General features: G+C 42.4%; 27 protein-coding genes and 3 tRNA genes. 2 read left to right on the top strand and 28 right to left on the bottom strand.

Going from position 1 to position 23,645, the window contains the following annotated elements; translation table 11 throughout:
* Window positions 1-607: 607 nt before the first annotated feature.
* Window positions 608-2,008: a hypothetical protein gene (locus CP947_RS06550; protein WP_096712426.1), complete on the top strand. Its 1,401-nt coding sequence runs from the start codon at window positions 608-610 to the stop codon at window positions 2,006-2,008.
* A 249-nt stretch (window positions 2,009-2,257) separates the two neighbouring features.
* Here CP947_RS06550 and CP947_RS06545 read toward each other — a convergent pair.
* The 27 genes from CP947_RS06545 to CP947_RS06415 form a co-directional block, all read right to left on the bottom strand.
* Window positions 2,258-2,335, bottom strand: a tRNA-Ile gene (locus CP947_RS06545).
* Window positions 2,336-2,355: 20 nt separating this feature from the next.
* Window positions 2,356-2,428 (bottom strand) — tRNA-Asn (locus CP947_RS06540).
* Window positions 2,429-2,524: 96 nt separating this feature from the next.
* Window positions 2,525-3,553, bottom strand: a complete 1,029-nt coding sequence (gene amrS, locus CP947_RS06535; RefSeq protein WP_096712425.1) for an AmmeMemoRadiSam system radical SAM enzyme — start codon at window positions 3,551-3,553, stop codon at window positions 2,525-2,527.
* A gap of 57 nt (window positions 3,554-3,610) precedes the next feature.
* Window positions 3,611-4,513, bottom strand: coding sequence for a DUF7289 family protein (locus tag CP947_RS06530; protein WP_096712424.1), 903 nt, complete (start codon window positions 4,511-4,513; stop codon window positions 3,611-3,613).
* A 37-nt stretch (window positions 4,514-4,550) separates the two neighbouring features.
* Window positions 4,551-6,467 carry a type II secretion system F family protein gene (locus CP947_RS06525; RefSeq protein WP_096712423.1) on the bottom strand — a complete coding sequence of 639 codons (1,917 nt, stop codon included), beginning with the start codon at window positions 6,465-6,467 and terminating at the stop codon, window positions 4,551-4,553.
* 6 nt (window positions 6,468-6,473) lie between these two features.
* Window positions 6,474-8,120, bottom strand: coding sequence for a type II/IV secretion system ATPase subunit (locus CP947_RS06520; RefSeq protein ID WP_096712422.1), 1,647 nt, complete (start codon window positions 8,118-8,120; stop codon window positions 6,474-6,476).
* A gap of 83 nt (window positions 8,121-8,203) precedes the next feature.
* Entirely contained in the window at window positions 8,204-9,169 is a 966-nt protein-coding gene (locus tag CP947_RS06515; protein ID WP_096712485.1) for a polyprenyl synthetase family protein, read from the bottom strand.
* 28 nt (window positions 9,170-9,197) lie between these two features.
* Window positions 9,198-10,541 carry an RNase J family beta-CASP ribonuclease gene (locus tag CP947_RS06510; protein WP_096712421.1) on the bottom strand — a complete coding sequence of 448 codons (1,344 nt, stop codon included), beginning with the start codon at window positions 10,539-10,541 and terminating at the stop codon, window positions 9,198-9,200.
* Between the two features lie 61 nt (window positions 10,542-10,602).
* Window positions 10,603-11,700 (bottom strand): type 2 isopentenyl-diphosphate Delta-isomerase, encoded by a 1,098-nt coding sequence (gene fni, locus CP947_RS06505; RefSeq protein WP_096712420.1) that lies wholly within the window; start codon window positions 11,698-11,700, stop codon window positions 10,603-10,605.
* 9 nt (window positions 11,701-11,709) lie between these two features.
* Complete coding sequence (locus CP947_RS06500) at window positions 11,710-12,489, bottom strand: isopentenyl phosphate kinase (protein WP_096712419.1); 780 nt, start codon at window positions 12,487-12,489, stop codon at window positions 11,710-11,712.
* Window positions 12,482-13,399 carry a mevalonate kinase gene (locus tag CP947_RS06495; RefSeq protein WP_096712418.1) on the bottom strand — a complete coding sequence of 306 codons (918 nt, stop codon included), beginning with the start codon at window positions 13,397-13,399 and terminating at the stop codon, window positions 12,482-12,484. Before CP947_RS06495 ends, CP947_RS06500 begins: the two co-directional genes overlap by 8 nt.
* A gap of 25 nt (window positions 13,400-13,424) precedes the next feature.
* Window positions 13,425-14,228, bottom strand: a complete 804-nt coding sequence (locus CP947_RS06490) for an MEMO1 family protein (RefSeq protein WP_096712417.1) — start codon at window positions 14,226-14,228, stop codon at window positions 13,425-13,427.
* Window positions 14,229-14,308: 80 nt separating this feature from the next.
* A complete protein-coding gene (rpsB, locus tag CP947_RS06485; protein WP_096712416.1) occupies window positions 14,309-15,037 on the bottom strand; it encodes a 30S ribosomal protein S2 in 729 nt (242 codons plus the stop codon).
* Between the two features lie 10 nt (window positions 15,038-15,047).
* The gene (locus CP947_RS06480) at window positions 15,048-15,230 is read right to left on the bottom strand and encodes a DNA-directed RNA polymerase subunit K (RefSeq protein ID WP_096712415.1); all 183 of its coding nucleotides are present in this window, start codon (window positions 15,228-15,230) and stop codon (window positions 15,048-15,050) included.
* A 168-nt stretch (window positions 15,231-15,398) separates the two neighbouring features.
* Window positions 15,399-15,473, bottom strand: a tRNA-Pro gene (locus tag CP947_RS06475).
* The gene (locus CP947_RS06470) at window positions 15,474-15,662 is read right to left on the bottom strand and encodes a DNA-directed RNA polymerase subunit N (RefSeq protein ID WP_096712414.1); all 189 of its coding nucleotides are present in this window, start codon (window positions 15,660-15,662) and stop codon (window positions 15,474-15,476) included.
* A gap of 8 nt (window positions 15,663-15,670) precedes the next feature.
* Window positions 15,671-16,075 carry a 30S ribosomal protein S9 gene (locus CP947_RS06465; protein WP_072360921.1) on the bottom strand — a complete coding sequence of 135 codons (405 nt, stop codon included), beginning with the start codon at window positions 16,073-16,075 and terminating at the stop codon, window positions 15,671-15,673.
* A 12-nt stretch (window positions 16,076-16,087) separates the two neighbouring features.
* Window positions 16,088-16,507, bottom strand: coding sequence for a 50S ribosomal protein L13 (locus tag CP947_RS06460; RefSeq protein WP_096712413.1), 420 nt, complete (start codon window positions 16,505-16,507; stop codon window positions 16,088-16,090).
* A gap of 16 nt (window positions 16,508-16,523) precedes the next feature.
* The gene (locus tag CP947_RS06455; RefSeq protein ID WP_072360924.1) at window positions 16,524-16,904 is read right to left on the bottom strand and encodes a 50S ribosomal protein L18e; all 381 of its coding nucleotides are present in this window, start codon (window positions 16,902-16,904) and stop codon (window positions 16,524-16,526) included.
* Between the two features lie 115 nt (window positions 16,905-17,019).
* Window positions 17,020-17,484, bottom strand: a complete 465-nt coding sequence (locus CP947_RS06450; RefSeq protein WP_096712412.1) for a DUF2240 family protein — start codon at window positions 17,482-17,484, stop codon at window positions 17,020-17,022.
* A complete protein-coding gene (locus CP947_RS06445; RefSeq protein WP_096712411.1) occupies window positions 17,484-17,966 on the bottom strand; it encodes a hypothetical protein in 483 nt (160 codons plus the stop codon). Before CP947_RS06445 ends, CP947_RS06450 begins: the two co-directional genes overlap by 1 nt.
* A 24-nt stretch (window positions 17,967-17,990) precedes the next feature.
* A complete protein-coding gene (gene serA / locus CP947_RS06440; protein WP_096712410.1) occupies window positions 17,991-19,562 on the bottom strand; it encodes a phosphoglycerate dehydrogenase in 1,572 nt (523 codons plus the stop codon).
* 117 nt (window positions 19,563-19,679) lie between these two features.
* Window positions 19,680-19,937, bottom strand: a complete 258-nt coding sequence (locus tag CP947_RS06435) for a DUF4405 domain-containing protein (RefSeq protein WP_279387844.1) — start codon at window positions 19,935-19,937, stop codon at window positions 19,680-19,682.
* 45 nt (window positions 19,938-19,982) lie between these two features.
* The gene (locus tag CP947_RS06430; RefSeq protein ID WP_096712408.1) at window positions 19,983-20,258 is read right to left on the bottom strand and encodes a ferredoxin-thioredoxin reductase catalytic domain-containing protein; all 276 of its coding nucleotides are present in this window, start codon (window positions 20,256-20,258) and stop codon (window positions 19,983-19,985) included.
* Window positions 20,259-20,311: 53 nt separating this feature from the next.
* Window positions 20,312-21,514: an FprA family A-type flavoprotein gene (locus CP947_RS06425; protein ID WP_096712407.1), complete on the bottom strand. Its 1,203-nt coding sequence runs from the start codon at window positions 21,512-21,514 to the stop codon at window positions 20,312-20,314.
* An 18-nt stretch (window positions 21,515-21,532) separates the two neighbouring features.
* The gene (locus CP947_RS06420) at window positions 21,533-22,021 is read right to left on the bottom strand and encodes a ferritin family protein (protein ID WP_096712406.1); all 489 of its coding nucleotides are present in this window, start codon (window positions 22,019-22,021) and stop codon (window positions 21,533-21,535) included.
* Window positions 22,022-22,071: 50 nt separating this feature from the next.
* Window positions 22,072-22,572: a nitroreductase family protein gene (locus CP947_RS06415; protein WP_164909070.1), complete on the bottom strand. Its 501-nt coding sequence runs from the start codon at window positions 22,570-22,572 to the stop codon at window positions 22,072-22,074.
* A gap of 297 nt (window positions 22,573-22,869) precedes the next feature.
* Between CP947_RS06415 and CP947_RS06410 the strand changes: the two genes are divergently transcribed.
* Complete coding sequence (locus CP947_RS06410) at window positions 22,870-23,154, top strand: hypothetical protein (RefSeq protein ID WP_207891991.1); 285 nt, start codon at window positions 22,870-22,872, stop codon at window positions 23,152-23,154.
* Here the strand turns inward: CP947_RS06410 and CP947_RS06405 are convergent.
* The coding region (locus CP947_RS06405; RefSeq protein ID WP_143745135.1) for an RNA-guided endonuclease InsQ/TnpB family protein at window positions 23,151-23,645 on the bottom strand (495 nt) is incomplete at its 5' end. The two genes, CP947_RS06410 and CP947_RS06405, sit on opposite strands and share 4 nt — an antisense overlap.

Genomic DNA, 23,645 nt, shown 5'->3' with positions numbered 1-23,645 from the left:
AGGCATATCCATGCCTCCCATATTCTACTATCATCTACGATGCGTAGCACCGTATGTACGTATACATCTAGCAACCGTAAAAAGATGTGAAAATAATTGCAGGACAAGAATCGATTCTGGGTCATATTACCTGTATGTACTTTGAGAAATAAGGACATCATTATTCTTAAATCATATAACATCAAGTATATTCATGAGATATACCCAATGATGTAACGCAGCATTGATTTACGTTAGAGTTGATGATTCTACCATTAGAAATTCGGGAATCCACAAAGAATTCAATTCAAAAATTAGCCAGGTGCTGAAACATTCCAATAAATATCAGGAATGAGAAATCTGGAAAAAGAGGCAGACCTGCAGGAATCGATCATGGATCATATCTGAAAAGAGGCACATAGAATAGATTGACTCTTCGCATTTGAAGATGGACCTGAAAAATAGTATGTAGGTATGAATGGCTGTGACCTTTCAGAGGGATCTAGATATTGCACCTGTGCTATGCTGGAATAGGTCTATCTGCAGTTTTGAAATAAGCTCGATCTTAAGTATTTGGTAAACCAATGTCAATGGTATATTTCAACTTTTAAATCAATCAGGATGTGTCATGCAAAAGAGTAAATTGGTTTCTGTTCTTGTAATTGTTTTTCTGTCCCTATCCTTTCTGGGTTGCACAGAAGAAGGAAACTCAAACGGGGAGATTCCGGAGGAGCAAACATCGGTAGATAATGTTTCAACGCCGGATTCACCGGAAACTGATGTTAACGTGTACAATGCAACCCTGAAGAAAACTGCGATACTGGATATTGATAATGGTTATTCCCTGAAGGTACTGGAGATAAACCGAAAAGAAGGCTATTCGATCTTATCGTTGAGGAAAGACGGCTATGAATATGGTACTAAAAAGATATTTGTCGGCCGCAGTTATGATGTATGGGACCCTGAAAAGCAGTTCATAGTCTATTCAATCAAACTGGAAAGTATATATGATAACAGTTTTGTCATCGACTTATCATACACTTTGAAACCGGAAATATATCTGTATGTGGATTTTCCTGACCGGGATAGTGAAAGGAAACCAACGGTCAAAATTGAAAAAGATTCAATCACCAGGAATTATGTATGGGAGTACGACGACAGGCAATTCCAGCTCCAGGCCAGATATGACAAAGAAGCTTATGAATTATATTCACAGAGAACCCGTTATCGCCATTGGGTGCATTTTGTAAATGACCCTTATGATGACGCATTCATATCCCAGATTACATTACAAATGGAAAATCTGGCAGAAGAAGCAGATTACGGCCGGGAGGAAATTCCTTACATAACCATGCTTTTTGTCCAGTCCCTTCCTTATGTCAGTGACAGTGTATCTGCCGGTTATGATGAATATCCCAGATTCCCCTTTGAAACAATGTACCACGGAGGCGGGGATTGTGAAGATTCCTCTATCCTGCTTGCGGCACTTTTGTATGACATGGGATATGGCGTGTCGCTGATTGAATTACCCGGTCACATGGCTGTGGGGGTAAAGGGCAGCGATGACCTTCCCGGGAGCTATTATGATTATTCGGGAGTGAAATATTTCTACCTAGAAACAACAAATTCAGGCTGGGAAGTGGGCAGGATTCCCACTGTATACAGGAATTCCGATGCCCGGATAATTCCTATTACTGACGGCTATCCAGAAATTGCAGTTGACTTTGCAGGCAGTGGAAGACACGATTCCCGTTTTTCCTACATTGACCTCGATATCGAGGTCGAGAATGTTGGTTCTGCAAAAGCCGAAGATGTCATTATTTACACTGGTCTTGAAGCCACGCAGAAGGGCATGGTCTGGGACCAGGTTGCAAGTGACCAGATCCCGGAAATTGATGTGGAAGAAGCAGTCTCTTATGAGATTTCAAACCTGAAGGTTCCTGTAGGTGAGACGTATCGGATTGGAATCCGGGTTGTGGGGTCAAATACTGGTGTGGAGTATGTCTATAGTGATTGGCATGTTTCCTGACAGGGAATTTCAATAATCCCCTTTTTCGAAGATGGCAGAATCCGCACCTACAATCGTGGCTCCTTCAAAGAGCAACCATCTAATCATTGGAATGCCCATCGAAAGTTGCTGAATGTCTATATTATCCCTGATTCCTGTTTCATTTCACCAAAAAGGGTTTCATTTTTCTGAAATAGGGATGTGCCTGCTGCGGTACTAAAAAAGATGTTCTAATGAAAGCATTGAAATTTTGGAATTGACAAAATATTGTGGTGGGCCTAACCGGATTCGAACCGGTGATCGCTCGGTTATGAGCCGAGCGCTCTAACCAGACTAAGCTATAGGCCCATAGAAAATGATGAAATCAGCGCCGCCAACAGGGCTCGAACCTGTGACATTCTGGTTAACAGCCAGACACTCTACCAACTGAGTTATGGCGGCACATTGCATGCGACTTGTCGCGAGCGCTTCTAATGCATCAATCTGATTTAAACTTTTTGTTTGACGCCGGCAAAAAAGGGGTTACATCAGAGGATTTTATAGATAACCCCCATATTTACCGGAGATAGGAATGGATGCACCACAGTATTCACATTTGTTATCCTCTGTCAGATGACTTTCTTCCACATCAAAAACACCCCTTCCTATAATCATATTACCGCAGGAAGGGCAGAACGTATGCTCATATTTAGAGGACAAAACATTGCCCAGATATACATATTCCAGTCCTTCCTTAGTTGCTATTTCATAGGCCTGGTCTAGAGTCTCAACAGGTGTTGGAGAAACATTCTGGAGTTTATAGTTTGGATGAAAACGTGTGAAATGAACCGGTGTTTCTTTACCCAGGTTTTCCACTATCCATCGGCAAACATCCCTCAATTCATCCCTTGAATCATTGAATGTGGGAATCACCAGATACACCACTTCCACATGCATTCCCAGTTCACGGGCCAGTTTGGCTGAATCGAGAACGGGTTGCAAATGAGCAGAAGTGAGTTCATGATAGAATTTTTCTGTAAACGCCTTGATATCAACCCGGAAAGCATCCAGATAAGGGGCTATATGCTTCAATGCTTCCGGTGTGATATAGCCGTTTGTCACATAAACCGTAGCCAGACCTGCCTCTTTAGCAAGCTTTGCACTGTCATAGGTATATTCGTACCATATAGTCGGTTCATTGTAGGTCCAGGCAATACTCTTGCAATCTGCTGCAAGAGCTCGATCGATTGCCTGCTCAGGGGTAATTTCCACCGATTGTGCTTCGTCCAGGTTAACCTGCGATATGGTCCAGTTCTGGCAATATTTACAGCGGAAATTACAGCCAATGGTTCCAAGTGAATAGGAGTAAGTGCCCGGATAGAAATGGAATAAGGGCTTCTTTTCGATAGGATCAACGGCTTCACTTGAAACCGTATTATAGATCAGGCTATACAGTTTCCCTTCCTTATTCTGTCGCACCCTGCAAATACCGGTTTTACCTTCTGCTATACGACACCTGTGATTACATAAATTGCAACGTACCTTTTTATCCTCAAGTTGCTCATAGAACATAGCTTCTTTTAACAAACTTATACCCCCGTTTAACTGGGTACTTTGAATGATAAAAAACTATCTGCCAATAGATTAGAATGTTCCAACCCTTGCATCCACTGTTGCCTTGTTAAGATGAAAATCGATATTGCTATCTGATGAATTTAAATTGAAGATTACATAATCTTCGCCTTCATCAACATTATAGTCGCTTGGGTAAGCAAGATCTTCACTTTTAGCAGAGTCATTGAGATATTTTGCCCATGCTGAAGGATAACTGGTATTCATAGAAATTGTAAGGTTGGTAAGAGACTCATTTTTAGTTGAATTAAACTCCTCAACCCAATCATTACCTGTAAGTTTAACTTCTTCAATACCGTTGCTGGTAATCACTACCCTATCCCCGGTAATTTCCATTAGCGTTAAATCAACTTTTAATAGGGTTCCAGATTGGTTTTTAATTGAAATGGACGGGTCCATTTTCATAAGGGATCTTTCCCTTTGTGACACGATCACAGCACCGTTTTCATAGGCAAAGATTTGGTCAACGTAATAACCATTATTTGAAGCATAACGAATATTACCAGGAAAATAAGAATCAGAAATTACTAACTGATTTGTAGAATTTGTAGTATTCAATCCTTCAATACTGATCCTGAAATTATCATCATCATTCACCGACAGTACGCCACTTGATTTGGTGGGACCCACTATGGGAATATCTCCTCCTCCCATCTTAATGGGTATGCTCAAAGAAACAGTGCTATTTTCATCAAGGGAACTGGCAAGGGAAAGCATATCGGCCCGGGCTTTTAACTGGGACATGTCATCATAGACATCATCCATATGGGCTTTTTCAGCATCTGCTTTCCATTCAGGTATGTAATGAGCATTAAAGACAGCCAGTACTGTCACAAAAAGGCCCAGTAAAAGGACAAATGAAACTACTGTTGATACTGCAGATTCGGATTTGAAAAACTGTTTCACTGAATTCATATAGTTCCATTACTCCTGCTTACATGTTTATCCTGTTTTAGATGAATTGTGTAAAGGTGATATAAGCTATCAATACCAGGAACAGTGAATGTTTCACGCCCGCCAAAACACTGCCAGACCCCATCTTCCCGGCAACCAGCCCGGAACACACGCCCTGTATAAGGGATGCATGGAAGAAAAGCAATATATAGGCATCCATGTCAAATTGAATATTCAAAGGCATGCCTGCCACTGCATCTCCCGCAGAAGAAGGTACTGCCGGAAGGAAGTAGGCAGCAAGCACATAAACAATGAAAAGAAACACCAGAAAAGCGATATAGACTATGAATACATATACTGTCATTTCAGCTGAGCGTTCCTTTTTGAGCTGATTCTGCATATCGGCTTCTGATGCAGCGATGTTGAGTACACTGATAACATCGCTTGTAGATTCGCTGGCCCGTATGATTAAAGTAATAATTCGGCTGTTAAATTCAGTCCTGACCCTGTATTCAAACTTTTTGAGAACTTCCTCAAGATTGCCACCCCAGGAAAGATGGGAAGCCATTCTTTTAATTTCTGTATTCAAGACTCCGATTTTTGAACGTGAAACCAGGGATATTGCGCTGGAGAGGCGAATTCCTGCTTCATTGATACTTGCAAGTCTTTTCAAGAATTCGGGCATTTCATTTTCAACTTTCAAAACCCATCTTCTCTTTGATTCATAAAATACAATAAAAGGAACACTTATGATAATAAATGCAAACACAATGTAATCATCGATTGCAGCAGCTGCCTCTACATTGATGTAACTTAAACTGATGCTTGAAAAATCGAGTGATGACAATATGGTCAGGTTTCCATATAATATGCAAATCAGACCTGCAGGAATACTCAATATTAAAGAATAATGAGGTTTACGGGTCAACCACTTAATAGGATTACTTACTTTATCAATAATGTTATATATCGTGCAGTTCCAGGAAATTTTTTTCAACATCTTTTCATCGATAGTTGTATATTCATTCACTCTGACATTATCAAATTCATTGAAAATTTGCTGTGAAGTTTGAATGCTTCTTCCTTCCAGGTTATCCGATATTGTGGATAAGAAAACTATGAATAAAACTGTGCCTATCGGTATGAGGACATAAACTAAAATGTACAGTACGTCTAATGAATTCGATCCCATAAAGCCCAATACGATAAGTATCGTTATGAGAAAAACAGGGCCCACTACGAATACTGTTACATAAACTTCCGCAAGTATTGCGAGTGTTTCAAGGAAGGTCTTCTGTTCCCTGATTGCAAGAAAACGATATTGTTCACTTTTATTTTTTAGATATGAAATAACATCTCCCCCACTGGAAATAATTGAGAGCATGCCATCCAGGAAATTCTTATATTTTTCAGAGGGAGAATTCTCTTTTGCATTTTTCAGTGCTGTGAGCATGTCATAGCCAAAGTATTCCATATCCCTGACTATGTATCCAAATTCATCTGCAGCGACTCCATAAATATGCCTCTGCTGGCTTAATGATTTAAATATATCAAAAAGACTCATCCCCCCACCTTTGCTCAATGCGTACAGGTATGCTACAGCGTGGGTTAATGATTGGTCAAGGTAAGCCTTGCGATTACTTGCCCAGAGGAGCGGGAGTTTCATCTGGATATTAAACAGAATCGTGGAAAATAAGAGGGCTATAATCATGGATGATAGAAGAGCAATTATGCGCATATCATCGATGATGGATAGATCAAGAATTTCGAAAAGGCGCGATGCAATAAAATAAAATATAATACCTGTGACGCAAAAAGAAATTAGGGAATAGAGATATCCTGTTGATATATACTGATCTGCAGGAATGGCAAAACGTGCACTTTTCAGGGAATGACATAATTTCGGATACTCATCTTTTTTTTGGAATGCGTGTTTACCGAATAACCTGTATGCAATATCCTGAAAAGGCATCATCAAAAATCACCTTTCCTGCTGCAGCAGGTCTACAAGAGCATCATTTTCAATTGCATCCAGCACGATTTCAGGAGATGTTGCATAGGTTTTCACCAGTAGTGAAATGCTTATGTAATCTCTGATGTCATGGTCCAGAAGATATTCCAGGATCATACGGCGATTCTGCGTTTCTTCCCGCAATTTATGGGCAGACCAACCTTTTTTCTGCACGATGAGTTTTAATACATTGGATTGCCCATTGTGTAAAAATTCATCTTTGGTAGAATCCCACTGGTATAATTCATTGATTCTTATATCTCCGCTCTTGGGATCAATTCCTGTAAATTCGACCAGGTTATCCAGTCTGCGTACTCTTTTATCATCCACGTATACCTGTCTTTGTATACAGAGGATGTCCAGGGACTGGAGCATTGCATGCGGTACATTGATAGGTTCATTTTCAAGTCTGTTAACCACTGTCTGCACATCCCCCGCATGTATTGTGGAATAGGTTGTATGCCCGGTTGAAAGGGCCTGGAAAAGTATAAGAGCTTCCTTGCCTCTGACTTCTCCTACAATCAGGGTTTCTGGTCTCTGGCGGAGAGCAGATTTGAGAAGGTCATACATTGAAACCTCTCCAGCTCCGCTTCTGCCTATAGAATCCCTGGTAACACTTGCTATCCAGTTGTCATGGTACATCATGATTTCCCTGGTATCCTCGATGGACACTATTTTGGAAAGCGGTGGCATGAACAATGAGATCGCGTTAAGCATTGTGGTTTTACCCGAAGCCGTTCCTCCTGCAAAAATGGCACTGAAACCGTTTTCAATTGCCAGCCAGAAGTATACCATCATTTCCAGATTACAGGTTCCGAAATTGATAAGATCTACAGGAGTAATCGGGTCTCCCCTGAACTTACGTATACTAAAAGAACTGCCCCTGGTAGTAATTTCCTTGCCCAGAGTAGCCTGCAGTCTCGATCCGTCGTTAAGAGTAGCATCAACAAGAGGTTCACTCACCGAAATGTGTTTCCCTGATCTCTGGCAGAGCGTGATCACAAAAGAGTTAAGTTTGTCCTCTGTGTATGAAATATTTGTCTCGATATTCAGATATTTTCGGTGATAAAGATATATGGGAATATCTACCCCATCACATGAAATATCTTCAATATCAGAATCCATCATAAGAGGATTGATTCTTCCAAATCCCAGAAAATTACGCCTCAGGTAGTAAAGGATCCTGTATTCAGAAGAAACCTCCAGCGGAATACGGTAACGTTTGAAAAGAGAAAGGGCTTTTGAAACAAGGATAATATCCCTGCCAGAATCGGCACAAGTTGTTTCATCGATTGTGAGAACGTCTTTCAGATCGCTATAGGTGCGCTCCAGGATATCTTTCTCATACACAGAAAGTGAAGGTTCCACAACCACATAGCGGTATATACCCAGTCTTTTGAGAATGCTTACGAAGACATAGGGTTCATCAACCCAATAGCGTTCAATTTCTTCATACCCTTCTGGAATCTCAAAATTTACCAGGTCACCATGGATACCAGGCTCATAAGCAGGTAGTGTTTCAGGCTCCCCTTTCCAAAACTGTAATTTATGGAGAAAATGCCTGTTATGTAGGCATGCCTGATTATAATCTTCTATCCTATGCGCCAAGTCTTTCATACCATTCTCCTTGAAAGAATAAAGTATAACTCAGGTTACAATTGGGAGAATAATATATATATAAATTATCACAAAAATAGTGGTCAGTATTCTCTACTGACCATATAATCGGCAATTTCAATCAATGTTTCTTTAGCCGGAGAATCTTCCAGCAAACCAAGTTTGTTCTTACCATCCTCAAGATAGTTATCAGCCATTTCCCTGACATAGGCAAGGGTTCCTGATTCTTCCAGTTTTGCGACTGCACTGTCGATTTCATCCTGGGTAGCATCAGCTTTGCCAAAGCATTCCAGTTCAACGCCATTATTCAGGGCATGAAGTGCAATAAGGGTCTTTTTGCCTTCTTTCAGGTCACTACCTCTAGATTTACCCAGAATTTCCTCCGGAGTAATAAGGTCGATCACATCATCATGTATCTGAAAACTTATACCTGTAAGGCGGCCGAATTCGTACATTGCATCAGCAACTTCATCGGATGCTCCTCCAAGGATAGCACCCACTTTGGCAGCAGCACCATAAAGCACAGATGTTTTGTTTTCTATCATTTCCAGATATTCGGCCACATCCACAACATCCCTTTTTTCGAAATCAACATCCAGCCACTGCCCTTCACAGATTTCGGTACAGGTACGGGACAATAAGGCCACACATTTGAGTAATTTCTGTGGGTCGGCATCCATTTTCGAAATGATCTCAAAGGCACGGGAATAAAGGGTGTCACCGGCCAGAATTGCTCCTGCAGTACCCCATTTCACATGAAGTGCCGCCATTCCGCGGCGAATATCATCCCTATCCATAATGTCATCGTGTATAAGTGTGAAATTATGGATAAGTTCAAGGGCAACAGCAGCAGGAAGCACGGAATCAGAATCTCCACCCACTGCTTCAGCAGAAAGCATGAGGATTGCCGGGCGAAGTCTTTTCCCTCCGGCATCCGGAAGGTACCGCGTTGCACGGTACAATTCCTCCGGGTGGTCGATGGGCAAAAATTCCTCTATAGATTCATCGACCAGGGTACTGCGTTTTTTCAATTCATCAATTAAATCCATATTATCCCAACCAATTATGATTGCAGTTTTAATCTTCAAGATATAATTCTTCTCCGTTTCTCAATAGATGAAGTGTGTGACCTAGTTCATAGCCTGCATCTTCAGCCATTTCAATATAGGCACTGTGCATATCGATGTTGCCGTGTGCAGGAATTACATTTTCAGGATTAACGAGTCTTATTAATTCCCAGTGGTCTTCACGGTATGCATGTCCGGAAACATGGACATTATCATACAAACGTGCTCCTTTCATTTTGAGTTTTGTCTCAAGAGCATACCTGTTTGCCTGTGTCATCGGGGTAGGGATTGTGTTTGCTGAGAAAATTACCTTATCTCCGGATTCTATTTTATAGGCAGTATCACCATTGGCAACCCTGGAAAGAATTGCACCCGGTTCACCCTGGTGGCCTGTAACGATTGGGAGGTATTTGTCCTTACCTTTCTCCATTATCTTCTTGAATGCCTTGTCAATATCTTTGCGGTTACCGTATATTTCTGTTTTCTTCGGAAGTTCGATGTATCCCAGTTCACGGGCAGTATTCACATATCTGTCCATAGAGCGTCCAAGCAGGATTGGGGTCCTCTTCATTTCTGTTGCAAACTGCATTATAGAATTCAGACGGGCAATATGGGATGCGAAAGTGGTTATTATCATGCCCACATCGGATTCTTCCGTTCCAAGCAATACATCACGAACCATATCATGGGCTATTCTTTCGGAAGGGGTTTTACCTGCCCTTGTCGCATTTGTACTTTCGGCAATCATGGCCACAACACCTTCCTTGCCAAGTTCCCTTAACCTGTCAAATGCCGGAGGTTCTCCAAGGGTGGGTGTACGATCGAGTTTAAAATCGCATGCATACAAAATGGCACCCCTGGGAGTATGGACTGCCACAAATACCGCATCTATGATACTGTGCTGGGCCCTTATCATTTCGATTGAGACCTCATCACTAACCTGATATGTGCCGCCGGCCTTTACGGATATTATCCTGTTCTTCACACCAAACTTGCGTTCAGAATCAATCTGGTGTTGTATCAGGGCAGAGGTGTACGGCGTTCCGATTATCGGAGCTGCATATCTGTGTGCCAGTTTTGAAATAGCACCTATGTGATCAAGGTGGCCGTGTGTGCAAACAATTGCACATACATTCCCGTCAATCTCTTTCATTATTGTGTCGTCAGGGATAGCACCCATCTCAATTAACTCAAGAGAATGCATTTTATCAATTTCTACGTCCTCATGGATTTGCACCCTATCCAGACGTAGTCCCATGTCAATTATGATGATCTTGTCATCAACTCTTATGGCAGTCATGTTACGGCCCATTTCATTGTAACCGCCTACTGCAACAATCCCTAGTTCTGTCATATATAGTCCTCTTTAATGATTTTCAATTTCTTAATTTAATGATCTTGATTCAGTAATAATCTCAAAGTAATTTAGAACGTAATTCAATATCGCGGATGTCAAAGCCTCGCTGGTCCAGGTATTCAAGGGTCTCACCCTGAAGCACCACGGACGATGAGGTCCGCAGGCTTTCAATATCAGGACAGCCACAGAGGAACATTGCAACTTTCAGTTCCTCAAACATTAATTCAAGACGTTGTTTTACAGAATCCCCTTCTTTAAGGGCTGGGGCCACGAAAGGCAGGGCTGCACTGGCCAGGTTTGCTCCAATTGCAAGGGATTTGGCAATATCAAGTCCGGTACGTACGCCCCCTGTAGCTATGAGAGGAAGAGACACACGACATTCAATCAGGGAGGGGATAGTTGGAATTCCAAAATCCCAGAAAAGTTCTCCTAGATGGCCAGAAATACGGTCTCCTCTCTGTTTGGCACGATAAACTTCCACACCGGCCCAGCTGGTCCCACCGGCACCGCCCACATCGATAGCCGCTACTCCGGCTTCTTTCAATAGCAGGGCATCTTCCCGGGAAATACCTGCCCCGGTTTCTTTTACTATAATTGGTACATCGATTGAACATATCTCTTCGATTGCTCCAATACATCCGGTGGCATCCCTGTCACCTTCGGGTTGAATTGCTTCCTGAAGGAAATTCAAGTGTACAGCGAGGGCATCAGCATCAAGCATTTCAACAAGTTTTTCTGCACCTTCTATACCGTATTCCTTGACCTGGGCCGCTCCAATGTTACCATAAACAAAAGCATTAGGAGCCTTATCCCTTACTACACTGAATGATTCTTCCTGAACCGTATCTTCTATGGCAGCTCTCTGGCTTCCTACACCTATTCCAATACCGGTTTCTTCGGCGGCTTCTGCAAGTGCCGCATTTACCGGTGTCGTATCGGGATGGCCGCCTGTAATAGAGGCTATCATGAAAGGTGCATCCAGTTTTTTTCCCAGAAAACTCGTGGAAATATCCATTGAATCCATGTCCATCTCCGGGAGTGCACGGTGGACAAGTTTTACGTCCTTAAATCCTGGTCCGGCTTTTCTGGATTCAACCTGTTGCTGGGCACAAAGTTGCATATGTTCTAGTTTTCTGCTGGAAGTACTCATAAAAATCCCAATTATTCAAGCCTTGTCTTTAATTACAGTACCTATCATTTCCCCTCTCAGAAAACTCATTACATTACCGCATGCATTGGCATTGAAGATGTAAGAAGGTACTTTGGTTTGCCGGGACATCTCAAGCATCTCTTTTACCTTGCCCAGCATTCCGCCGGTTACATCGGTATTCTCCGATCCTCCTATATGCCTACTGGCAACTTCAAAATTATCCGGAGTAATTAGTGGAATGGGATGGCCATGTTCATCAAGTACGCCATCTTCTGCGCTTCCCACACCTATCCTGTATGCATTGAGTTTTGAAGCAAGATAAGGAACTATCTGATCCCCGGAGATTACTGAAGAACCTTTTATAGTGTCCATTACAACATCGCCATGAAGTACCGGTGTAATTCCTTTTTCAAGCATCATTTGCAGTGCAGGGAGGAATGATTCGGATATGCGCCCGTTCTTTGCTACAACACATCCCATGGGATGTACTCCTACTGCATTAACATTCATTTGTGCAAGAGCATTTACAAACGATTCATTTAATGAGGCGACCGATCTGTGGGTGACTGCGGAGCCTTCCGCGGAAAATTTGTCTGCAAGGGCGTACCGTTGTGCCTGGGGATGGCCGAATGAACCGGCACCATGTACAATAATAAGACGACCTTCAAAGAAAGAAATTTCACGGGCAATTCGCATTATAGATTTTTCTTTGGCTACTCCTTCATCACTGCTCTTGTCCGTGATGACACTACCGCCGATTTTCAATACGGTAATATCGTTAGTTTTCTCATTCATTATCAAAATCCACCCTTACACCTGAATCCGTAACTCCTGTTACGATGGGGATTCCGCCAGCGTTTTTGATCTCTCTGGATATGGCATCAATATTCTCATTTTCTGCAAGGGCAACCATACATCCACCGCCTCCTGCTCCGGTAATCTTGGCACCAAGTGCACCGGCAGTTCTGCTTGAGTGGATAAGTCTGGAAAGTTCATCACAACCCACACCGATTGCTTCAAGTAAACCCTGATTTACATTCATAAGTTCCCCAAGTGACCTGTAATCCTCATTTTCCAGAAGGCTTTCTCCTCTCAAAGACGCTTTTCCTATAGTAGAAAGAATGGGGGTGATAACTTCCGGATATATACTTTTAAGAGATGCGACTTTCGCTACAAGTTGTCCTGTGGAGGAAAACACATTGGTGTTACCTATTATCAGGTTACATAGGGGATTTTTCAGATGCTGTCGTGCAGGTATTGCAACGGTCCCACCCATTGTAGATACATAGGTGTCCGTAGCACTTGCAGCTCCCTGTATTTCTTTTTCGATTGAATGTCCAAAGGATGCTATGGATTCCTTATCCATTCCAAGTTTTAAAAGATTGTTAAAAGCACAAATCGTAGCCACAACTACCGCCGCAGAGGAGCCAAGCCCTGAGCCCACAGGGATATCCGATTCAATGGATATTGATACTCCTCTATACGGCGATTTTTTTCTTATTTTTTCCACAACGGCAGATACATAGGGATGAATTTCATAATCAATACCTGTAGTCCCAAGGGATGAATTGATCACAATATTTTCTGAATATTCAATATTTACCCTGGTACGAATATTTACAGCACAGCAAATAGCCGACTCATTATAAACGACGGCGTGTTCCCCAAAAAGGTACACCTTTGCCGGTGCTGAACAGGTTATCATATGAATTCTTTTTCCCTTTACTGGATCATTTCACAAGTATGGCTGCATATCCAACAACTGCTGAATAATCCCCGGTCATATCTCCGCTTGTAGCATATTTCAGTAATTCTGCAGTGTTTGCTCCCATATATTCTGCTGCAGTATACATTGCTACAATGGGTCCATATCCACATGCAGTTGCGGAAAGTTCTTCTCGTCTGCGGTCAAATTCCTCAACATCCATATTTAACAGTGAGTCAATCAGATACATATCTGTCTCTTTTGCGGTTTCATGTGGCTGGTAATGGGTGAAGTCACTTGATGCTATAAACACCACTTTCTTCCCGGATTTCTCCGCAGCTTTTGCAACTTCCAAACCGACTTCCCGGGCAGTATCTATATCCTGCAAACCCATGCATATTGGAAGAATTTTGAATGAATCACCGAAACGATACTGCAGGAAAGGCAACTGGACCTCGATTGAATGTTCGTACATATGGGCAACTTCATCCATGTCGATTATTGATCCTGCAAGCATTTCTCCCATATTCTCATCGGCTTCAATATCTCCCAGAGGAGTGGACCAGGTTTGAGTTGATAGTGCCACTGCAGATCCATATCCCGTATGATTGGGACCGAATATTACATAGGTGTCTGCCTTTGGCAACTTCGAATAGGCATAAGCCGCCACCGGGCCTGAAAACATGTATCCTGCATGAGGAACAACTATACCATATGCATCCTCGCTGACCAATTCCAAATCCTTGAAACAATGGCTCAGCTCTTTCTTGAGGGGTTTGATACCCAGAGGATAGAACTGGCCTGCTACTGTTGGCTGTCTCATAATAATACCCCTCTTACGGTTAGGAGGGAATAATTATATAAGTGATATGGATGGGAGCAAGTTATTCCCGGAATTAACCGGGAGACTTACAGACCTGCTTCGAAGTCTTCCATGGTATAATTGAATGGAATGTCCTTTTCTTTTGAGATTTCCCTTGCAAGAAGCCAGTATATGAGGGAAAGTGCTTTACGTCCCTTATTGTTTGTTGGGATTACCAGATCAACATTTGATATCATGTTATTGGTATCACAAAGTCCTATAACTGGAATTCCGATGTTGACAGCTTCTTTGATTACCTGTGCATCACCTGCAGGATCGGTAACCATTATTGCATCGGGCTCGCAGAATCCTTCAATTGAAGGATTGGTTAAGGTACCCGGGATAAAACGTCCTACCATTGATTTTGCTCCAATTGCTTTGGAGAACATTTTGGCAGGGAACTGGCCGTACTGCCTTGCGGACACGACCAGTATTTTTGCAGGGTCGTATTTTGAGAGGAAGTGAGAGACCTGTCTTATTCTGCTATCTGTAGCCTGTATGTCCAGAACATAAAGTCCATCTGTACGCACACGGTATACAAATTTCATCATATCCTGTGTCTTCTGCTGGGTACCGATGTGTACTCCGGATGCAAGATACTCGTCTATCGGAACAAGGGAAGTTGAATCCGGTGCAGGACCTTCCGGATCAGCTGCTTCTGTTGTTTCCTCTTTTGTAGTTTCGACATTTGGAGTTTCTGCTTCTACAGGAGCCTCCTCCACCTTTTGTTCAACCTGTTCATCTAATGTTTCTTCAATAACCTGATCTTCTTCCATAAAGTTCACCTCATGATGAAATATCTCTTTTTACTGTAATAGGGATGACACCCTTTTCAAATTCAAACTTAGCGATTTGTAAGGAATCATTGCTGTCGATATCAATCAGTACAGGAGCTTCCATTGAAATCTGTAGGGACCTGGCTCCAATGATTCTCGCACGTTCATACTTTGTAAATTTCTCTTTGCTCAATTAATCACCCTGGCAGAAGTTACAATAGGATGGATGACGTGGAATTTACTGGATCTAGAAAAGTCCATTTATCAATATTAATCGGAAATATATAGGGATATTCGGAGTCCCTCCGAATGTGGTTTGCTAACTATTCATACACTTACCAATTCCTTTAGTATAAAGGGATGGGACCGCTGAGATTCGAACTCAGGTACCGGCGTCCCGAACGCCGAAGGATGGTCCAGCCTACCCTACGGTCCCTTACTGGTATGGTGCAACTACATCGATAAGTTCAACGTGTGCAAGGATCATACGTCTGCAACAGTAGCGGGTGATACCCAGATCATCAAGTACGGCAGCAGGTGCTTCTCCCTGCTCAACTCGCCTTTTGTAATCTTCCCAGCAATTTGCAATTACCTTGCCACATGTGAAACAGCGAACTGGTAACATTTATGCTTTCACCTGTAAGATTTCTGGTATCTGGCACGAGCGCCAGGTCCGCCAAATTTCTTGGATTCTTTCTGTCTGAAGTCGTTTACCAGAAGACTGCGGTCATATGCCATGTATGCATCACGAAGAGCAGTGTCATTTGTCCACTCTACAATACCCCTTGCAATAGCGGTACGCACTGCATTTGCCTGACCAATAATTCCGCCTCCGCTTACTGTTACATCGATATCAATGCCGGATGCGGCATCTTCAGCAAGCATGAGGGGCTCCATGATTTTAAGTTTTACAAATTCTGGTTCTAAAACTTCCAGAGGTTTCTTGTTAACACGGGTTTTGCCAACGCCCTTACTGACAGTTGCCCGGGCAATGGCTGTTTTCTTCTTCCCTGAAGTATTACAAACTTTGTTGGTCATTTATGATTCTCCTTAGAATTTTGAACCCATTTTTCTGCTCAATTCCCCGATGGTAATATATTTTGCAGTACTCAGGCGGTCGATATTTGTTCCTTCTACAGCCTCTAATTCAGCATTTCCAAATTCTTCAGGTATGCCAATATAAACCCTGAGGCGTGCAAAAGCGTCTTTACCACGTGCTCTTTTGTATGGGAGCATTCCCCTGACAGATCTTTTAAGTATCCTATCTGCCCTTTTTGGGAAAAATGGGCCAAATTCATGGCTTCCAAGTGACCTTTTATGCTCGTAATCTTCGTAGGTAGCTATTTTTGCTCCAGAGATTATAGCTTTCTCGGCGTTGACTATGGATATGGTTTCACCAGCAAGAAGCCTATGTGCAACCTTGCTTGCAAGCCTTCCCATAATAAGTCCATCTGCATCGATAACTGTCATTATAGAACACCTGCCTTTAGATCAAGATCCTGATACCGGAGCCTGCCGGTTTTTCGTTCATAATCTCTTCAATAGTGACACATCTGCCGCCATTTTCTGCGATTTTTTCCTTTGCAGATGCACTGAAACCAAGCGCTGCAACAGCCACGGAGCGTTTCAGAGTGCCGGCACCAAGTACCTTTCCCGGAACAAGAACAATTTCGCCCTCTGTTGCGTTCCTGTTGAGTTTACTAAGGTTTACCTCGGCATAATTCTTCCTTGGTTTTTCCAATCTTCTGGCTATATCTCTCCAGATCGGAGCATCTTCCTGACGTGCCTGTTCCTTAAGGCTGACAATCAGGGAAGGAACCCTTGGATCTGATTTCCTTTCAATTTTGTTTTGTGTTTTTTTACTCATAATGTCCCTCTGCAAGAATATCTCTCACTCACGCACAATTTGCGTTCGAACATGGTGAATAGATAGGGAGTGTGGGATGTAATTAAATTACTAATAGATAAAGATTGTGCATTAGTCAACCGTTAATTGAAACGTTTTGCAGGACCTTTTCATAGAATTTGTCCATATCACAATCAAGCTCTCTTCCGATAATAAGGGCGGCAACTTCAACATCCACCATACCTGAAAGATTCTCATGCCGATTATTCACAAGTGATACTACCTGTTTCAGATCCATATTACTGCAGGATGCGATGTATTCCAGAATCTGATCTACAAGGGTTACCTGTTGCAGGATGTCTTTTGAAGGGATGAATCCTCTCGGGATATCAACTGTCGATGGATCAAATGCAGGGTGCAAATGCTCATCTTCCATATAAAGCAAATGAGAATTTAAAGCAATATCCAGTATTCTGGATGCCTGTTCGGGTGTCATCCACTTAAGGTCAAAGGAGAGAGAAAATTCAAAATCCTGTGGCAGCATTGAACTGCCTTCATTCCTTTTGAAGGGAGCTGCTGCCACATACTTCAATTCATCCATCAGGATTCACGTCTTAATTCATCAACAATTGTATCAGCAATTCTTCCACATTCGGTTCTGCCGGGTCCATCAATATGATTGATACGAAGGGTAAGGACATCCCCTTCAAGTATTGCCCTTACCAGGAAGACATCACCTTTGAAAGGAACCCTGCTATATTCACCATCCAGATAACTGTATTTCAGTGAGATACGGAAATCCACCATCCCTTCAGGTTCAATTGTGCCAACAACAGAATCAGCATTACGATAATTCAATGGTGAAAAATCAATACCATTCATGACAATTTCAACTTTGATTTCACGTTTTGCCTGTATTCGGTAACCTCTTCTTGTAACAGATTCGGTAACAAACATACCGAACCTGCCATCCGTATTAGCCATCACTTTCACAAGATAGGGCAAATCCGAATAATACCGGTTCTTTTGCTCAAACTGGACCTCCCTGCGCGGGAATCGGTGGTAAATCCTTTTCTTCATCATGTGTTTGGGTCGATTCTATTTTACTTAGAGAGACACCAGTTTGGCATCTATAATACCATCAACATGGCGAATTTGTTCAAGGATCTCCTCTGATACTTCGGAATCCACATTCAATGCCATAATGGTCTTCCCACATATTTGGACACGACCGACCTGCATGCCGGAAATATTGATCTCATGATTTCCCAGTATTATGCAGCAGGGGCCGATTACATTGGGCCTGTTTATATGGTTGGAAACGATCATGTAACCTGAAGGCGCAAGATCTACCCTCTGCCCGTCGATCATGATTATTCTCAAGTCATCCTCTACAACCGTACCGGTAATACTCTTGGAAATGGAATCCTTGCTGAGTTTGATTGTTATGCTGGATGAATATTCTTCTACTCTTTCGGATTTACTCTCCACGACTTCAATGTCCCGGGATTTAGCAATTGAAGGAGCATTTACATAATTTACAGCAGCACCCATTATGGTCTTCAGTACACCTTTAAGTGCCGCAAGTGTGAGATGCCGGGTATCCTTGCCGGCAACATCTCCCTTATAGGCAATTTCGACTTTCTCATAGTTGCCGTCCATCAGCTGGGATACTGCACTTCCCAGGGTCTCCGCAAGTTCAAGATAAGGTGCAATTGTGGACATTATTTCCGGTTTTATAGAGGGAATATTGATCGTACTGCGGGCAGGTCCGCCATTTAATACAGATATCACTTCTTCTGCTACGGATACAGCCACATTGACCTGTGCCTCTTCGGTCGATGCACCAAGATGGGGGGTTACAACAGCATTTTCCAATCCAACAAAAGAACAGTTTTCAGGGGGTTCACTTGTAAAGACATCTATGGCAGCACCCGCGATCTTGCCATTTTTAAGAGCCTCTCCTAGTGCGTCTTCATTGATTATTCCGCCACGGGCACAATTAATGACCCTAGCAGTAGGCTTCATAAGATCAAATTCTTCAGTATCCAGGATATTGCGGGTTTCCTTAGTCAATGGTGTATGTACGGTAATGAAATCGGCACATTTTGCAATATCTTTTACAGGTGCCAGTTCTACGCCCAGTTCTTTAGCCCTGTCCTCATTTACAAACGGGTCATAGGCAAGGATATTCATTTCAAGTCCCTGTGCTCTTTTGGCCACTTCGGCACCTATCCTGCCCAGGCCTATCACCCCAAGGGTCTTTCCATTTACCTCAACGCCTAAAAATTTTTTTCGCTCCCATTTACCTGCTTTAAGTGAAGCATTTGCCTGTGGTATATTGCGTGCCATCGAAAGCATCATTGCAATTGTATGTTCCGCAGCTGAAAGCATGTTACCTTCCGGTGCATTCACCACAATGATTCCCTTCTCTGTAGCTGCAGGAATATCAATATTATCGACTCCAACTCCTGCACGCCCTACAATCTTGAGTTTATCCGCGGCTTCGATTACCCTGGCAGTAACCTGTGTTCCACTGCGTATTACAAGGGCGTCAAAATCTCCGATCTTCTCAACAAGCTCATCTTCGGAAAGGCCTGTTGAAACCTCCACATCAAAATGTTCTTCAAGTTTTGCCACTCCTTCCTCTGATAACGAATCACTGACTAGTACCTTCATTTTAATATTCTCCATGTGATAACAATGATATAATACACCGATATAACGGATAGCCTCCGGTGAACACAGACTTTAGATTGAACCACCCATATAAATATATCTAACCATCGCAGAGGATTATTTTTCACACTCTTTAGAGTTTGTCAGGAGATTGCTTGTCATGCATGACAGCCATTTGTAGTGAAGTAAAGTATGTACCAGAACAGCGATTGTCAGTATAATAGAAACCCTATTTATCATCGTCCAGGTTGCTTTTGTAAGACCCATATATATTTGGTTACGGCCCTGTGGTACTCCTGAAGGAATAAAAATATACATATAAAAGCCTGTAAAGGCAACGACCAAAAAAAGAAAAAGGATTGCAAGATCGACTATGAAATTTAGTTTGGACCTGTTTATACTTGCAATCTTCTAATATCATTACTTAATGTACAATCCACACTTACATGAACCACGGGTCTCAACATCGCGGGCACGACGGGCACACGGACAGATAATCTTCTTATCTTTTTCTTTATCCCCTGTTCTTTTCTGGCAGAAGCAGTACCATTCACCATACTTGCGCTTATTGTTAGCGATATTTTTTACCGCCGTGGTGATAACATCATAGTCTGAATTAAGTTTGTACCCGGTAGTTTCAGCATTTTTCTTGGAACGTTCATAGAATTCCATCTCAAGTTCATCTTCGAATTTCATTATATCACTCCTTGCATTGTTTGTTCAATATAAATAAAAAGATTTGGGAATAATCAGGACCGGGCAATTTCACCCAACTTTATTCCCAGTAGCCTGCAATCCTCTAAATCTTCCTTTTCAGGTCTGAATTTCACTTTCAAAGGGTCTTCCACAAATTCCATTTTGGTATTCTTGAGTGCCTCTTTCATCTGTCTGATTGCACCACCACCCCAGCCATAGGATCCGAAGAATGATACTTTTTTGTCTTTGGGGCGCAAACCTTTCAGGTACGTCAGGAAACCACCCATTGTGAAGAACATCCCATTGTGCATTGTGGGAGATCCAAGGGCAAAGACCCGGCATTCCATTAATTCCTTGATGAGCATGCTCCAGTCATTTTTGCGCAGGTGGAACAAGACAACCTCAGTGCCTGATGCCCGCACTCCTTCTGCAATTGCTTTTGCCATCATTTCGGTGCTGCCCCACATTGTATCATAGATCACAAGCACTTTTTGCTCACTTGTCCCGGAAGCCCATTTTGCATAGGCATCGATTATCCGTTGAGGATCGTTGCGCCAGATAACACCGTGGGACGGAGCTATCATGTCTATCTGTAACCCTAGTTTCCCGACAGTTTCAAGATGTTTGAGTATTCGGGATGTAAAGGGCATCAGTATATTGGCAAAATATATGGCGGCATCTTCCATCACGTCTTCTACCTGGTCATCGAACCTCCTGGAGGTGGCAATATGCTGGCCAAATGCATCATTGGAAAAGAGAATATTATCCTCTTTGAGGTAAGTCTGCATGCTGTCGGGCCAGTGGAGCATGACCGCTTCAATAAACATCAGGGTCCTTTTGCCGGTGTTTAATTCATCCCCGGTTTTCACCGTCTCAAAGTTCCAGCCACTACATCCGGATTCGGCATAATATTCATTCAGTCCTGTTTTGCCCCTTTCTGTGGCAAATATTTTGGAATTAGGAGCAACTTCCATGACCCGTGGCAGGGCACTGGAATGGTCCATCTCCACATGATTGGCTACTATATAATCGATCTTTGCGGGGTCCACTATTCTGCTGATCCTTTCGATCATCTCGTCTGCAAAGGATGCTTTTACAGTGTCTATGAGGGTGATCTTTTCATCTACTATAAGGTAAGCATTATATGTGCCCCCGCGGGGAGTTTCATAACCGTGGAAATCACGCAGGTTCCAGTCGATTACGCCAACCCAGTAAACCCCTTCTGCAATTTCAAGTGGCTCTTCTGGAGTATCCACAAAATTCACCTGCCAAATTTATGTCTGCATCCTGAAACCGGTAGCTTCATCCAGCAAACCATCAATGAGTTCATAGTGGTCACGCTCAACTTTGGCGATCTTGCTGAAAAATTCCTGTTCTTCCCTTTCGGTGGCTTTCTTTTCGAGTTCAAGGTAGAAATATTCACTCTTTCTTTCAAAACGCAGTGCACCAAGCATAATGCCGATCTCTTCCAGATTGTTTTCTGTGAATTCCACGTTCAAAGATCCACGGAAATCAGGTATCTTGGATTCAGGTATTTCGACTTCTTTTCCTTCAAGGAATTTGTGAAGGTATTGAGCATGGTGCTTTTCTTCCTCGGCCAGGAACTCATAGGTTTTCTTTGCCCCGGGATTGCCGGAAAGTTCAGCCCTTTCAAGATAGAAATCATACCCCTGGTCCTCCAGAGCAATCGCCATTTCCACTGCTTCTTCAATCGTCCTAATGTTCTCGAGTTCTACATCTACATCTTTGAGTATATCTTGCAATTTATTCAACTCCCACAATCAGTAGCTAGTATATTTGATAACGTGAGTAGTTAAAACTTATCTATGTGCGTTTTATCCCTTACTGCCACACGAGAAGGTTTTTCAGGACATTCTGCAGGGTATCCCATGGGAATTACGGCTGCCACATCAAAACCATCCGGAATGGCGAACATGTCCATTATTTTTTTCCCATGGAATGTAAGGGTGACCCCCGCCAGTCCTTCAGCAGTTGCAGCAAGCAGCATGTTCTCTATGCAGGCATATGTTGAACCCACAGCCTCGTCCCCCAACTTCTTGTTATAACAAACCACGACAATAACGGGCGCGGTCTCGATGGCCTTCTGCTGCTCTGGTGCCTTTTTTCTCATATCTGCGAGTTGTGCCCTTAGCTTCTCCTCTTTGACAAGAATAAACTCCCAGGGTTCGCTGTTAAAGGCGTTCGGTGCCTGGGTGCCTGCATAAAGTATTTTATCCAGAGTATAGGCAGCGACCTTGCGGGGAAGGAACTGCCGGATGCTGGTGCGTTTCTCTATTGCTTCAAAAACTTCCACTAAATACCCCCATAATAATGACTGCAAACAACTTCTGTTTTGAAATGTAAATAACTTTTCCTGAAAGGCTTCCTTTGTACTCTTTTTATTGATTTTACTAAGACAAAATGAAGAAATGAGTTTAGAAACATTGTTTTTTTGAGTAAAAGAGGATGTATTGCATGCTTATTAAAAAACACATTGCTGCGAGGTTGTTGCAACATATGAAATATAATATCCGGCAATTACTGAATATTTAGTAGTAATACCTGAAGATTTGCCTGAATAATATAATCATAATCATATAGATAGGTATAGATGATCTATCTGCCTATGAACCTTGTACCTTTTATTGCACTTATCATGGCTACCCCGATAGATAATAAAAGAAGGCTGAAACTTATCTTTTTGGGTTCGATTTTGATCCTATTATTTACTCTGGTGGTCATAGTACTGCAATTCAATTTCATCTCTGTAGCCGGAGAATTGTTCTATATTTATGCTATCGGCAGGGCAGCGTTTCCCTTTTTGTTGTGGTTTGCATTTGTATACAAGGATGTCAACTACCCCTCCCTTACGGCAAGGGGCTTGAATGTCAATTAAGCATTCGTCCGGGTGGCTGACATGCACCCCTGAGATTCCAGGATATACCTGTAATCCCGTGTTTTGTGTTCAATATTCATTGCACCGATTAGGTCGGCATTGTTCTCATAACCACATTTTTCACATCTAAAAGACAACCTGTTACGATTGTTTTTTGAGATATGATTACATCGAATACAGGTTTGAGAGGTATACGATGGGTCAACATAATGAGTGATTATACCTGCTTCTCTTGCTTTGTATTCAATGAATGTTTGTAATTGGCGGAAAGCCCAACTACTGTGATTATGCCTTCTCTTTTTAGAAACTTTGGGAAGCGTGGAATCACGTATTCCTGATAAATCTTCCAGACCTATTACAGATACACCTTTTTCAACTGCGAATTTCACAATTTTTTTTGAGATTGTGTGGTTTACATCTCGCATAAGACGTTTCTCTTTACCTGAAATATGTTTCAACATACGTTTTGCAGATAAAGTTCCCTTCGATTG

Source organism: Methanohalophilus euhalobius (assembly GCF_900215215.1).
GTDB classification, from domain to species: Archaea; Halobacteriota; Methanosarcinia; order Methanosarcinales; family Methanosarcinaceae; genus Methanohalophilus; species Methanohalophilus euhalobius.
This window is presented reverse-complemented; position numbering and strand designations above follow the sequence as displayed.

Coding starts and splice junctions, on each gene's coding strand:
- serA (WP_096712410.1), bottom strand. CDS start 19,562: ATGAAGGTACTAGTCAGTGATTCGTTATCAGAGGAAGGAGTGGCAAAA.
- CP947_RS06495 (WP_096712418.1), bottom strand. CDS start 13,399: ATGATAACCTGTTCAGCACCGGCAAAGGTGTACCTTTTTGGGGAACAC.
- CP947_RS06515 (WP_096712485.1), bottom strand. CDS start 9,169: ATGGATTTAATTGATGAATTGAAAAAACGCAGTACCCTGGTCGATGAA.
- CP947_RS06465 (WP_072360921.1), bottom strand. CDS start 16,075: ATGACCAACAAAGTTTGTAATACTTCAGGGAAGAAGAAAACAGCCATT.
- CP947_RS06430 (WP_096712408.1), bottom strand. CDS start 20,258: ATGAAATTCGAAGATGAACTTGAGATGGAATTCTATGAACGTTCCAAG.
- rpsB (WP_096712416.1), bottom strand. CDS start 15,037: ATGGAAGAAGATCAGGTTATTGAAGAAACATTAGATGAACAGGTTGAA.
- CP947_RS06550 (WP_096712426.1), top strand. CDS start 608: ATGCAAAAGAGTAAATTGGTTTCTGTTCTTGTAATTGTTTTTCTGTCC.
- CP947_RS06520 (WP_096712422.1), bottom strand. CDS start 8,120: ATGAAAGACTTGGCGCATAGGATAGAAGATTATAATCAGGCATGCCTA.
- CP947_RS06510 (WP_096712421.1), bottom strand. CDS start 10,541: ATGACAGAACTAGGGATTGTTGCAGTAGGCGGTTACAATGAAATGGGC.
- CP947_RS06460 (WP_096712413.1), bottom strand. CDS start 16,507: ATGACAGTTATCGATGCAGATGGACTTATTATGGGAAGGCTTGCAAGC.
- CP947_RS06500 (WP_096712419.1), bottom strand. CDS start 12,489: ATGAATGAGAAAACTAACGATATTACCGTATTGAAAATCGGCGGTAGT.
- CP947_RS06445 (WP_096712411.1), bottom strand. CDS start 17,966: ATGATGAAGAAAAGGATTTACCACCGATTCCCGCGCAGGGAGGTCCAG.
- CP947_RS06450 (WP_096712412.1), bottom strand. CDS start 17,484: ATGGATGAATTGAAGTATGTGGCAGCAGCTCCCTTCAAAAGGAATGAA.
- CP947_RS06470 (WP_096712414.1), bottom strand. CDS start 15,662: ATGTTACCAGTTCGCTGTTTCACATGTGGCAAGGTAATTGCAAATTGC.
- CP947_RS06530 (WP_096712424.1), bottom strand. CDS start 4,513: ATGAATTCAGTGAAACAGTTTTTCAAATCCGAATCTGCAGTATCAACA.
- CP947_RS06455 (WP_072360924.1), bottom strand. CDS start 16,904: ATGAGTAAAAAAACACAAAACAAAATTGAAAGGAAATCAGATCCAAGG.
- CP947_RS06410 (WP_207891991.1), top strand. CDS start 22,870: ATGATCTATCTGCCTATGAACCTTGTACCTTTTATTGCACTTATCATG.
- CP947_RS06525 (WP_096712423.1), bottom strand. CDS start 6,467: ATGATGCCTTTTCAGGATATTGCATACAGGTTATTCGGTAAACACGCA.